The 12914-nt window shown below is 62.4% G+C and carries 11 protein-coding genes; all 11 read left to right on the forward strand.

Features of this window, described 5'->3' with window-relative positions; translation table 11 throughout:
- Window position 1: 1 nt before the first annotated feature.
- A complete protein-coding gene (nuoK, locus tag NKJ11_RS26805) occupies window positions 2–310 on the forward strand; it encodes an NADH-quinone oxidoreductase subunit NuoK (protein WP_010910101.1) in 309 nt (102 codons plus the stop codon).
- 10 nt (window positions 311–320) lie between these two features.
- On the forward strand, window positions 321–2294 hold the full coding sequence (gene nuoL, locus NKJ11_RS26810) for an NADH-quinone oxidoreductase subunit L (protein ID WP_352612439.1): 1974 nt from the start codon (window positions 321–323) through the stop codon (window positions 2292–2294).
- Window positions 2294–3799: an NADH-quinone oxidoreductase subunit M gene (locus NKJ11_RS26815; protein ID WP_352612441.1), complete on the forward strand. Its 1506-nt coding sequence runs from the start codon at window positions 2294–2296 to the stop codon at window positions 3797–3799. Before nuoL ends, NKJ11_RS26815 begins: the two co-directional genes overlap by 1 nt.
- Window positions 3800–3817: 18 nt before the next feature.
- Entirely contained in the window at window positions 3818–5254 is a 1437-nt protein-coding gene (gene nuoN / locus NKJ11_RS26820; protein WP_352794697.1) for an NADH-quinone oxidoreductase subunit NuoN, read from the forward strand.
- Window positions 5255–5259: 5 nt separating this feature from the next.
- Window positions 5260–6081, forward strand: coding sequence for a biotin--[acetyl-CoA-carboxylase] ligase (locus NKJ11_RS26825; protein WP_352612444.1), 822 nt, complete (start codon window positions 5260–5262; stop codon window positions 6079–6081).
- Window positions 6082–6199: 118 nt separating this feature from the next.
- On the forward strand, window positions 6200–7870 hold the full coding sequence (locus tag NKJ11_RS26830; RefSeq protein WP_127267199.1) for a ribonuclease J: 1671 nt from the start codon (window positions 6200–6202) through the stop codon (window positions 7868–7870).
- Window positions 7871–7987: 117 nt separating this feature from the next.
- Complete coding sequence (mce, locus tag NKJ11_RS26835; protein ID WP_352612446.1) at window positions 7988–8392, forward strand: methylmalonyl-CoA epimerase; 405 nt, start codon at window positions 7988–7990, stop codon at window positions 8390–8392.
- Complete coding sequence (locus NKJ11_RS26840) at window positions 8389–8673, forward strand: DUF1467 family protein (RefSeq protein WP_023812375.1); 285 nt, start codon at window positions 8389–8391, stop codon at window positions 8671–8673. Before mce ends, NKJ11_RS26840 begins: the two co-directional genes overlap by 4 nt.
- 654 nt (window positions 8674–9327) lie before the next feature.
- A complete protein-coding gene (gene proS, locus NKJ11_RS26845; RefSeq protein WP_128304417.1) occupies window positions 9328–10656 on the forward strand; it encodes a proline--tRNA ligase in 1329 nt (442 codons plus the stop codon).
- The gene (locus tag NKJ11_RS26850; RefSeq protein ID WP_127293254.1) at window positions 10653–11939 is read left to right on the forward strand and encodes a lipoprotein-releasing ABC transporter permease subunit; all 1287 of its coding nucleotides are present in this window, start codon (window positions 10653–10655) and stop codon (window positions 11937–11939) included. Before proS ends, NKJ11_RS26850 begins: the two co-directional genes overlap by 4 nt.
- Window positions 11891–12619: an ABC transporter ATP-binding protein gene (locus NKJ11_RS26855; RefSeq protein WP_206535279.1), complete on the forward strand. Its 729-nt coding sequence runs from the start codon at window positions 11891–11893 to the stop codon at window positions 12617–12619. Before NKJ11_RS26850 ends, NKJ11_RS26855 begins: the two co-directional genes overlap by 49 nt.
- The last annotated feature ends 295 nt before the right edge of the window (window positions 12620–12914 follow it).

Consider the following 12914-nt stretch of genomic DNA (forward strand, 5'->3'; position numbering starts at 1 on the left):
GATGGTTGTCGGCATCGCACATTATCTGACCGTATCGGCTGTTCTGTTCACGCTCGGCGTGTTCGGCATCTTCCTGAACCGCAAGAACGTCATCGTCATCCTGATGTCGGTCGAACTGATCCTGCTCGCGGTCAACATCAATTTCGTCGCCTTTTCGGCGGCGCTGGGCGATCTGGTCGGCCAGGTGTTCGCGCTGTTCGTGCTGACGGTCGCGGCGGCCGAGGCCGCCATCGGACTTGCCATTCTCGTCGTCTTCTTCCGCAACCGCGGCTCGATCGCGGTCGAAGACGTGAACATGATGAAGGGTTGACGGAACCACCATGTATCAGGCCATCGTCTTCCTTCCCCTGCTCGGCTTCCTGATCGTCGGCCTGTTCGGTACGTCGCTCGGCGCCAAGGCGTCCGAATACATCACCTCCGGTTTCCTGGTGATCGCGGCCGTGCTGTCGTGGGTCGCTTTCTTCACCATCGGTTTCGGCCATGGCGAGGTGTTCACCGTGCCGGTGCTGCGCTGGATACAGTCGGGTGGGCTGGAAGCGTCCTGGGCGCTCCGGATCGACACGCTGACGGTGGTCATGCTGGTGGTGGTCAACACCGTCTCGGCGCTGGTCCACATCTATTCGATCGGCTACATGCACCACGATCCGAACCGGCCGCGCTTCTTCGCCTATCTGTCGCTGTTCACCTTCGCCATGCTGATGCTGGTGACGGCGGACAACCTCGTGCAGATGTTCTTTGGCTGGGAAGGCGTGGGGCTGGCGTCCTACCTGCTGATCGGCTTCTGGTACAAGAAGCCGTCGGCCAATGCCGCGGCAATCAAGGCCTTTGTCGTCAACCGCGTCGGCGATTTCGGCTTCGCACTCGGCATCTTCGGCGTGTTCGTGCTGTTCGGCTCGGTCAATCTGGGCACCATCTTCGCCAATGCGGCAACGTTCATTCCGGCCGAAGGCGCCCCGCACGGCGCCGCGGTGCTGACCTTCCTCGGCTATGCGCTGGACAAGCAGGCGGCCATGACGATCGTCTGCCTGCTCTTGTTCATGGGCGCCATGGGCAAGTCGGCGCAGGTGCCGCTGCACACCTGGCTGCCGGATGCCATGGAAGGCCCGACGCCGGTTTCCGCACTGATCCATGCCGCCACCATGGTGACGGCCGGCGTGTTCATGCTGGCGCGGCTGTCGCCGCTGTTCGAACTCTCGCATTCGGCGCTGACTGTCGTGACCTTCATCGGTGCCTTCACGGCCTTCTTCGCGGCCACCGTCGGTCTCGTCCAGAACGACATCAAGCGCGTCATCGCCTACTCGACCTGCTCGCAGCTCGGCTACATGTTCGTGGCACTCGGCGTCGGCGCCTATGGCGCGGCGATCTTCCATCTGTTCACGCATGCCTTCTTCAAGGCGCTGCTGTTCCTCGGCTCGGGCTCGGTCATCCATGCCGTGTCCGACGAGCAGGACATGCGCAAGATGGGCGGCCTCAGGAAACTGATTCCGACCACCTACTGGATGATGGTGATCGGCACGCTGGCGCTGACCGGCGTCGGCATTCCGGTGACGGTCATCGGTACCGCCGGCTTCTTCTCCAAGGACGCCATCATAGAAAGCGCCTTTGCCGGCCATAATTCGGTTGCCGGCATGGCCTTCGTGGCTCTGGTCGTCGCCGCCTGCTTCACCTCCTTCTACTCCTGGCGGCTGATCTTCATGACCTTCCACGGCAAGCCGCGGGCGAGCCATGAGGTGATGCACCATGTCCATGAATCGCCGCCTGTGATGCTGGTGCCGCTGTTCATCCTGGCCGCTGGCGCACTGTTTGCCGGCGTCATCTTCCACGGCGCCTTCATCGGCGAGGGCTATGCCGAGTTCTGGAAGGCATCGCTGTTCACGCTGCCTGACAACCACATCCTGCACGACATCCACGAATTGCCGCTGTGGGTCGAACTGTCGCCCTTCATCGCCATGCTGATCGGCTTCGCGCTGGCCTGGAAATTCTACATCCGCTCGCCGGAAATGCCGGTCAACCTCGCCGCGCAGCATCGCGGGCTGTACGCCTTCCTGCTCAACAAGTGGTATTTCGACGAGCTCTACGACTTCCTGTTCGTGCGGCCCGCCAAGCGCCTCGGCCATTTCCTGTGGAAGACCGGCGACGGCACCATCATCGACGGCCTCGGCCCGGATGGCATTTCGGCGCGCGTCGTCGATGTCACCGACCGCGTCGTCAAGCTGCAGACCGGCTATCTCTACCACTATGCCTTCGCCATGCTGATCGGCGTTGCCGCACTCGTCACCTGGATGATGCTCTGATGACCGCCTGGCCAATCCTCTCGCTGGTCACCTTCCTGCCGCTGGTTGGTGTGCTGCTTATCCTGTTCATCAATGACGACAGCGAAAATGCACGCCGCAACATCCGCGCCATCGCGCTGTTGACGACGACGTTCACGTTCATCATCTCGCTGTTCATCTGGACCGGATTCGACAATTCGCAGTCCGGCTTCCAGTTCGTCGAGAAGGTCGCCTGGCTCGACTCCGGCATTTCCTACCATATGGGCGTCGACGGCATCTCGATGCTGTTCGTCATCCTGACGACGTTCCTGATGCCGCTGTGCATCCTGGCGTCGTGGGAATCGATCGAGAAGCGGGTCAAGGCCTACATGATTGCCTTCCTGCTGCTCGAAACGCTGATGATCGGCGTGTTCTGCGCGCTGGACATCGTGCTGTTCTACGTCTTCTTCGAAGCCGGCCTGATCCCGATGTTCATCATCATCGGCGTCTGGGGCGGCAAGCGGCGCGTCTACGCCTCGTTCAAGTTCTTCCTCTACACGCTCGCCGGCTCGGTGCTGATGCTGCTCGCCATCATGGCGATGTTCTTCCAGTCCGGCACAACCGACATCCCGACGCTGCTGACTCACAACTTCCCGGCCAACATGCAGACCTGGCTATGGCTTGCCTTCTTCGCCTCCTTCGCGGTGAAGATGCCAATGTGGCCGGTGCACACCTGGCTGCCCGACGCGCACGTCGAGGCGCCGACGGCGGGCTCCGTCATCCTGGCCGGCATCCTGTTGAAGATGGGCGGGTACGGCTTCCTGCGCTTCTCCTTGCCGATGTTCCCGCTGGCGTCGGAAATGTTCGCGCCGCTGGTCTTTGCGCTGTCCGTCGTCGCCATCATCTACACCTCGCTGGTGGCGCTGATGCAGGAAGACATGAAGAAGCTGATCGCCTATTCGTCGGTTGCTCATATGGGCTTCGTCACCATGGGCATCTTCGCCATGAACCAGGAAGGCGTGCAGGGCGCGATCTTCCAGATGCTCAGCCACGGCCTCGTCTCCGGCGCGCTGTTCCTGTGCGTCGGCGTCATCTACGACCGCATGCACACACGTGAGATCGCCGCCTATGGCGGCCTGGTCAACAACATGCCGAAATACGCCACGGTGTTCCTGATCTTCACCATGGCCAATGTCGGCCTGCCCGGTACCAGCGGCTTCGTCGGCGAGTTCCTGACCATGCTGGGCGTGTTCCGGGTCAACACCTGGGTGGCGTTCTTCGCCGCCACCGGCGTCATCCTGTCGGCCGCCTACGCGCTCTGGCTCTACCGCCGGGTGATCTTCGGTGCGCTGACCAAGGACAGCCTGAAGGGCCTGCTCGATCTGTCGCTGCGCGAGAAGGTGATCATCTACCCGCTGGTCGTTCTGGTCATCTTCTTCGGCGTCTATCCCGCCCCGGTCTTCGACGCGACGGCCGAATCGGTCAAGTCGCTCGTCACCAATGTCACTGCATCCATCGGCGCCGCGCAGACCGCGGCGGTGAACTGACCAGAGGTTTTGCGAACCATGACGCCGGACCTTCTCTCCAGCCTGTCGCTCTCGACGCCAGAGCTGATCCTTGCCGTCGGCGCGCTGGCGCTGCTGATGGTCGGAGCCTATTCGCGCGCCAACACGGCCAACACGGTAACCGGCCTTGCGGTTGCCGTGCTGGCGATCGCGGGCGCCTGGCTGATCTTCCGAACCGGGCAGGGCAGCGCTTACGGCAATGCCTTCATCCAGGATTCCTTCGCCCGCTTCATGAAGGTGCTGGCGCTGGTCGGCTCGGCGGTGACGCTGGTGATGTCGATGCGCTTTGCCAAAGCTGAACGCTTCGACAAGTTCGAATATCCGGTGCTGATCCTGCTCTGCACGCTCGGCATGATGCTGATGATCTCGGCCAACAGCATGATCGGCCTCTATCTCGGGCTCGAGCTGCAGTCGCTGGCGATCTATGTGCTGTGCGCGATCAATCGCGACAATCTGCGCTCGACCGAAGCAGGCCTCAAATATTTCGTCCTCGGCGCGCTGTCGTCGGGCATGCTGCTCTATGGCATCAGCCTGGTCTACGGCTACACCGGCAACACCGGCTTCCAGGAGATCGCTTCTGCGCTCGGCAGCGGCGAGCGCCAGCTCGGTCTCGTTTTCGGCCTCGTCTTCGTGCTGGCGGGCCTTGCCTTCAAGATCTCGGCGGTGCCGTTCCACATGTGGACGCCAGATGTCTATGAGGGCGCGCCGACACCGGTGACGGCCTTTTTGGCGGCAGCACCGAAGATGGCGGCGATGGCGCTGATGGTGCGCGTCACCATGGGTGCGTTCAAGCCGATCGCCTCCGACTGGCAGCAGATCATCGTCTTCATCTCGATCGCCTCGATGGCGCTTGGTGCTTTCGCCGCCATCGGCCAGACCAACATCAAGCGGCTGATGGCCTATTCCTCGATCGGCCATATGGGCTATGCGCTGGTCGGCCTTGCCGCCAACAGCCAGGCTGGCGTGCGCGGCGTTGCCATCTACATGCTGATCTATCTGGTGATGACGCTCGGCACCTTCGCCTTCATCCTCGCCATGCGGCGCAAGGAAGGCAATGTCGAGCAGATCAGCGAGCTGGCCGGCCTGTCGTCGACCAATCCGATCATGGCGACGATCCTGACCATCCTGATGTTCTCGCTGGCCGGCATCCCGCCGCTCGCCGGCTTCTGGGGGAAATGGTACGTCTTCCTCGCCGCCATCAACGCCAATCTCTATGCGCTGGCGATCATCGGCGTGCTGGCCTCGGTGGTGGGCGCCTATTACTATTTGCGCATCATCAAGATCATATGGTTCGACGAACCGGTCGGCGGTTTCGTGCCGATGGCGACGGAATTGCGTGTCGTGCTCGGCGTCTCCGGCGCCTTCGTGCTGTTCTACGTGCTGATCGGCGGGCCGATCGGCACCTATGCCGAAGCCGCCGCCAAGACGTTTTTCTAGTCGGCATGGCATTTCGGCTGGCTCCAACCTCGGCGTCGGATGGGTTCCGGCTCGAGGCGCATGAGAGCGTCGGCTCCACCAATGCGCTGGCACTGGACCACGCAAGGGCAGGCGACCCCGGCAAATTGTGGGTCGTTTCCAAGAAACAGGAAAGCGGGCGTGGCCGGCGCGGCCGCGTCTGGGCAACCCCCGAAGGCAACCTCGCGGCGACGCTGCTCGTCATCACCAAGGCAGAGCTTCGCCTTGCCGCGACGCTGGGCTTCGTCGCCGGGCTGGCGCTGGCCGATGCTCTCGATGCCGTGGTGCCGAAGGGCCGGATAGCCATCGGCCTCGACGGTGGCAGCGGAGGGAAAAACCGTTTCGAACTGAAATGGCCGAACGACGTGCTTGCCTCCGGCGCCAAGCTGGCCGGCATCCTGCTGGAATCGGCAATCCTGGAAGGCGGCCGTTTCGCGGTGGCGGTCGGAATCGGCGTCAATGTGGTGGCATACCCCGAGGATTTGCCCTATCCCGCAACATCACTCAGCGCGCTGGGCGCGGCATGCGATGCGGAAACACTGTTCCTGGCGCTGTCGGATGCCTGGAGCGAGAATGCCCGGTTGTGGGATGAGGGGCGCGGACTTGCCGCCGTCAGGCGTCGGTGGCTTGATCGTGCTGCGGGGCTCGGCGGCGAGGTTGCTGTCAGAATTGACGGTAATGTGGTGCGTGGGGTGTTCGAGACCATTGACGAGGACTGCCGTTTCGTGATCCGCGACGATGAAGGTTCGGTTCGGACGATCGCCGCCGGCGATGTGCATTTCGGCGCGGTCGCTTCGGCCAGGGCATAGGGCCGTTTATGCACGGTTCTAACTGTTTGTTTTTGCGCAACTCCGGTGGGAAAACCGTTACACACTTTTCCCGGAATTGCTTTTTGGGCTTGGCCTGAGGGCCAGGAAGGGAAAAATCATGGCGAAAGCGGAAACCGCCGAACTCGTCTTCGTGCCGCTCGGCGGCGTCGGCGAGATCGGCATGAACTTCGCTCTTTACGGCTACGGGCCGCCCAATGCGCGCGAATGGATCGTCATCGATGTCGGAGTGACCTTCCCGGATGCCAGCCTGCCGGGCGTCGACCTGGTGCTGCCCGACACGCGCTTCATCGAGGAGAACCTCGCCAATCTGCGCGGCATCATCATCACGCATGCGCATGAAGACCATTACGGCGCGCTGCTCGACACATGGCCGAAGCTGAAGGCGCCGGTCTGGATGACGCCGTTCAGCGCCGGCCTGCTGGAAGCCAAGCGGCAAGGCGAGCAGGGCGCGCCGAAAATACCGGTCACGATCTATCGGGCGGGCGAGAAATTCACCGTCGGCCCGTTCGAGATCGAAGCCATTCCGGTCGCGCACTCGATTCCCGAGCCGATGTCGCTGGCGATTACCTCGCCGGCCGGCACCGTCATCCATACCGGTGACTGGAAGATCGATCCGGAGCCGACGATTGGGCCGAAGACCGACGAGGCGCGTTTCCGGGCCTATGGCGACAAGGGCGTTCTGGCGCTGATCTGCGATTCGACCAATGCGCTGCGCGAAGGTGAGTCGCCTTCGGAAGTGGCTGTGGGCGAGGGCCTCAAAGGCGTCATCCAGGCTGCCAAGGGCCGTGTCGCCGTCACCACATTCTCCTCCAATGTCGGACGCATCGTCTCGATCGCCAAAGCGGCGCGCGATGCCGGACGCCAGTGTCTGGTGCTTGGCCGTTCGCTGAAGCGGGTCATCGATGTGGCCGGCGAACTCGGCTACATGGACGGTCTGCCGGAGTTCATCGCCGAGGAGGATTTTGGTTTCATCCCGCGCGAAAACCTGGTCATCATCTGCACCGGCAGCCAGGGCGAGCCGCTGGCCGCACTGGCCAAGCTGTCGCGCGAAGAGATGAAGTCGGTGTCACTGACGGCAGGCGACACGGTGGTGTTTTCCTCGCGTACCATTCCCGGCAACGAGAAGGCGATCCTCGAGATCAAGAACCGTCTCATCGACCTCGGCGTCAAGATCATAGAGGACGGCGATGCACTGGTGCATGTCTCCGGCCATCCGCGGCGCAGCGAATTGCGCAAGATGTATGAATGGGTGCGCCCGCAGATCGGCGTTCCCGTGCATGGCGAGGCGGCACATCTGGTGGCGCAGGGCTCGCTGATGTCGACATCGGGCATCGGCCAGGTGGCGCAGGTGCGCGACGGCGACATGCTCAGGCTTGCTCCCGGCCCAGCCACCATCATGGATCAGGTGCCGTTCGGCCGTATCTACAAGGATGGCAGACTGATCGGCACCGATCAGGCGATGGGCATCCGTGACCGGCGCAAGCTGTCCTTTGCCGGCCACGTGGCGGTCAATGTCGTGTTGGACGACAAATATGAGCTTGCCGGCGACCCCGACCTGGTCGCCATCGGCGTCGCCGAGGCCGATGGCCGTGGCGAGTCGCTGGAAGACTTGATGATCGATGCGGCAATCGGCGCGGTGGACTCGATCCCCCGTCAGCGCCGAAAAGACCTCGACCTGGTGCAAGAAGCAGTGCGGCGCGCCGTGCGCGGCGCCGCCAACGAAGCCTGGGGCAAGAAGCCGCTGGTGACTGTATTCGTCACAAGGTGACGAAAGGGAGTAGGGGAGTAGGGGAGTAGGGGAGTAGGGGAATAGGAAGAGCAAGCAGCTGATATATCTGTCTTCCCCTACTCCCTTATTCCCCTACTCCCTTACCTGGGAGTGCCAATGCTCGGACGACTGAACCATGTCGCGCTTGCCGTGCCGGATCTGGCTGCTGCCGTCGCTGCCTATCGCAACACGCTCGGCGCGGAAGTGACGGCGCCGCAGGCGCTGCCGGAGCATGGGGTGACGGTGGTGTTCGTCAATGTCGGCAACACCAAGATCGAACTTCTGGAGCCCTTGGGCGAGGGGTCGCCGATCGCCGCCTTCCTGGAGAAGAATCCTTCCGGCGGCATGCACCATCTTTGCTACGAGGTCGATGACATCCTGGCCGCGCGCGATCAGCTCAAGGCCGCCGGCGCCCGCGTGCTGGGCGACGGCAATCCGAAGATCGGCGCGAACGGCAAGCCGGTGCTGTTCCTGCATCCGAAGGATTTTTTCGGAACGCTGATCGAACTGGAGCAATCATGAGCTGGGTTTCGTTCACCGCCCTGTTTTTCGCGACCTGGTGGGTGGTGCTGTTCGCCGTGCTGCCGTTCAGCGTGAGGACGCAGGACGACGATCGTGACGTGACGCTCGGCACGGTTCCGAGCGCGCCGCGTGGGCCTCACATGCTGCGCGCCGTGATCCGCACCACCATCGCCACCGCGATCCTGATGGGCATTTTCTATGGCCTGACGCATGGGCTGGGATACAGCCTCAACGACATCCCGCACATCGTGCCGGAATTCAGCCAAACCCCAGCCAAATAGCCGGTCCCGGCCCAAGAAGATTTGTTCGGCAAAGACGTTTTCATCCGTCGGAACAGCTTGGTTCCAGACAGGAATGCTGTGTCGTTTTGCGGCCGGACGAGCGCTGACGCTAGGTAAGGTGGTTTGGCAACGCATTGCGCTAAGCAGATGATTGCACAAAAAAAATGCAAGGCACGAGGCCTTGCAATTTAAACGCGTCCGATCTGTTTCCGGTTTCCGGCGGCAGCGAGTAACCGCGCCTAGATCGCATCCTCCCAAGACTTTGACCGCGTAGGAGAGCAGATTTTTTTCTACCCTCTCGGTTATCGAGGTACATTAGCCTAAGGCGAATGACAATGTCACGAAGAATTTTGCCTTGAAACGGGCATTCTCGTGCTGCACTGCACAATAGTGTGGCAGGCGTTGCTTGGCGAACGATCATCAAGACGCGCGCGGTGACCGGGAGGCCTTGCGGCGCCGTGGGTCTTCTGGGCGGGCGAAGGACGGTGCGACGCTTCTGATCCCGGCTATCCCGTGCTTTTTGAAAATCGATTGCCGCTTTTCGGGCCGAAGCGTCCGGGTTCCCATTCCGCCTTGAAATGGCTATGAAGCCGGGTCAAGCAAGCCAAAGTCGCGCCGATTCTGACGCGACCCTCCTCACTCACGGACCAGTCCATGCGTTTGTCGCGCTATTTCCTGCCTATCCTCAAAGAAAATCCGCGCGAGGCCGAGATCGTCTCGCACCGGCTGATGCTGCGCGCCGGCATGATCCGCCAGCAGGGGCAGGGCAGTTTCTCGTGGCTGCCACTCGGCAAGCGAGTGCTGGACAAGGTCTGCCGCATTATTCGCGAGGAGCAGAATCGCGCCGGTGCGCTGGAAATCCTGATGCCGACCATCCAGTCGGCCGATCTGTGGCGCGAAAGCGGCCGCTATGACGACTACGGCAAGGAGATGCTGCGCATCAAGGACCGGCAGGACCGCGACATGCTCTACGGCCCGACCAATGAGGAAGTGGTCACCGAGATCGTCCGCGCCTATGTGAAGTCCTACAAGGACCTGCCGCTCAATCTCTACCACATCCAGTGGAAGTTCCGCGACGAAGTGCGGCCGCGCTTCGGCGTCATGCGTTCGCGCGAGTTCCTGATGAAGGACGCCTATTCTTTCGACCTCGACTTCGAGGGCGCCAGGGCGGCCTACAACAGGATGTTCGTGTCCTATCTCCGGACTTTTACGCGCATGGGGCTGCAGGCAATACCGATGCGGGCCGACACCGGGCCGATCGGCGGCGATCTCAGCCATGAATTCATCATCCTGGCCGACACCGGCGAGAGCCAGGTCTATTGCCACCGCGACTATCTTTCGCTCGATGTGCCCGGAGAGAAGACCAACTTCGCCAATGCCGCCGAGATCGGCGATATCGTCAAGACTTGGACGACACCCTACGCGGCCACCGACGAGATGCATGACGAGGCGGCGTGGGAGAAGATCGGCGAGAGCGACAAGGTTTCGGCGCGCGGCATCGAGGTCGGCCACATCTTCCATTTCGGCGATAAATATTCGAAACCCATGGGCGCCAAGGTGACCGGGCCAGACGGCAAGGATCATTTCGTCTCCGGAGGCTCCTATGGCATCGGTCCGTCGCGGCTGGTCGCTGCGATCATCGAAGCCAGCCATGACGACAACGGCATCATCTGGCCGGAGGCGGTGGCGCCGTTCGACATCGGGCTGATCAACATGAAAGCGGGCGACGCCGAGTGCGACCGCGTCTGCGACGAGCTGCATGCCGCTTTCGTCGCCGCCGGCAAGGACGTGCTCTATGACGACACCGACCAGAGGCCCGGCGGCAAGTTCGCCACCGCCGACCTGATCGGCCTGCCCTGGCAAGTGATCGTCGGCCCGCGCGGTGTCGCCGCCGGCGAGATCGAGATCAAGAATCGCAAGACCGGCGAGCGCGAGACGCTGCCGATCGCAGACGTGAAAAAGCGCTTCGGTGTCGCCGCATGAGCGAGGCGGTGGCGGCAAGACCGGTCGGCGCCGGACCCTTTTCCATCTTCGAGCGCATGGTTGCCTGGCGCTATCTGCGTTCGCGGCGCAAGGAGACGGTGATCTCGGTGATCGCCTCGATCTCTTTCCTCGGCATCATGCTGGGCGTCGCCACGCTGATCGTGGTCATGGCGGTGATGAACGGTTTCAGGGCGGAGCTTTTGACGCGCATCCTCGGCGTCAACGGTCACCTGATCGTGCAGCCGCTCGATTCGCCGCTGGAGGACTATGCGCAGGTCGCCAGCCGCATCAACGGTGTAGCAGGCGTCAAATATGCCATCCCGCTGATCGATGGCCAGGTGCTTGCGCAAGGCAATGTCGGCGGCGGAACCGGAGCGCTGGTGCGCGGCATACGCGGCGAGGATCTGAGCAAGATCGCCATCGTTGCCAGCAACATCAAGCAGGGTTCGATCGCCGATTTCGACTCTGGCGAGGGGGTTGCCATCGGCAAGCGCATGGCCGAGAATCTCGGCCTGACGCTTGGCGATACCATCACCTTGATTTCGCCCGACGGCGACGTGACGCCGATCGGCACCACGCCGCGCATGAAGGGCTACAAGATCGCGGCGATCTTCGAAGTCGGCATGTCCGAATATGACACCTCCATCGTCTACATGCCGTTTTCCGAAGCGCAGCTCTATTTCAACATGGATGGGCGGGCGCAGACGATCGAGATCTATGTCGACAATCCAGACGATGTCGATGCGCTGAAACCGAAGGTGGAGGCGGCGGCGCAGCGGCCGATCGACATGGTCGACTGGCGCCAGCGCAACGAGACCTTCTTCTCCGCCCTGCAGGTCGAGCGCAACGTCATGTTCATGATCCTGACGCTGATCGTGCTGGTGGCGGCGCTGAACATCATCTCCGGCCTGATCATGCTGGTGAAGGACAAGGGCCACGACATCGCCATCCTGCGCACCATGGGGGCTTCGCGCGGCGCCATCCTGCGCATCTTCCTGATGACGGGTGCGGCGATCGGCGTGACCGGCACGCTTGCCGGTGTGCTGCTCGGCGTGCTGATCTGCACCAACATCGAATCCATCCGCCAGTTCTTCTCATGGATGACCGGCAAGGTGCTGTTCAATCCTGAACTCTATTTCCTCAGCCAGTTGCCGGCGAAGATGGATCCACGCGAGACCACCTATGTCGTCCTGATGGCGCTCGGCCTGTCCTTCCTGGCAACGGTGTTTCCGGCATGGCGCGCCGCGCGTCTCGATCCGGTCGAAGCCTTGAGGTACGAGTAGTGGCCGAGGTCATTATCGAGCTGAAGAGCGTCGAGCGGCACTATGTCCAGGGGCCGCGCAAGCTCACCATCCTGAACGGCGCCGATTTCTCGCTGAAGCGCGGTGAGATGGTGGCGCTGGTGGCGCCGTCGGGCACCGGCAAGTCGACGCTGCTGCACACTGCCGGCCTGCTGGAGCGTCCCGACGCCGGTGACGTCATCCTGGCCGGCCGTGCCTGCGGGCGGCTTTCCGACGACGAGCGCACGGCGATCCGCCGCAACGATGTCGGCTTCGTCTACCAGTTCCATCACCTGCTGCCGGAATTCTCGGCGCTGGAAAACATCATGATGCCGCAGCTCATCAAAGGGCTGAGCCGCAAGGACGCGGCCGAGCGCGCGGCGCAGCTGCTCGATTACATGCAGATCGGCAAGCGCGCGTCGCACCGGCCGTCCGAACTCTCCGGCGGCGAGCAGCAGCGCGTCGCCATTGCCCGCGCGGTTGCCAATGCGCCGCTGGTGCTGCTGGCGGACGAGCCGACCGGCAATCTCGACCCGGTCACCGCGTCTTATGTGTTCGAGGCACTGGCGGCGCTGGTCAAGCAGTCGGGCCTTGCGGCGCTGATCGCCACCCACAATCACGAACTGGCATCTCGCATGGACCGGCGCGTTACGCTAGCCGACGGCAAAGTGGTGCCGCTTTAGTCTCCGATGTCGTCATCCTAGGGCGGAGCTCCGCGGAGCGGAGCGTAGACCCTAGGATCCATGCCGTTACTTTCGAGACAAATGCAGGGGTCGAGGATATGCGACCTTTATCAGAGCGATAATTCTGCACCGTAGCATCGCCCCTAGGTCACGGCATGGATCCTAGGGTCTGTGCGCGTCGCTCCGCCCCTTGCTCCGCCCTAGAGCGTTTCATATTTTGACGGAAGCGTAGCCTGCGTTTTCGAAGTAGTTCTTGCATTCGGCTGCCTCGATGGTTTCGACGAGGTGGCCGATG

It is taken from the genome of Mesorhizobium sp. M0243 (assembly GCF_040321775.1).
Classification (GTDB): Bacteria; Pseudomonadota; Alphaproteobacteria; order Rhizobiales; family Rhizobiaceae; genus Mesorhizobium.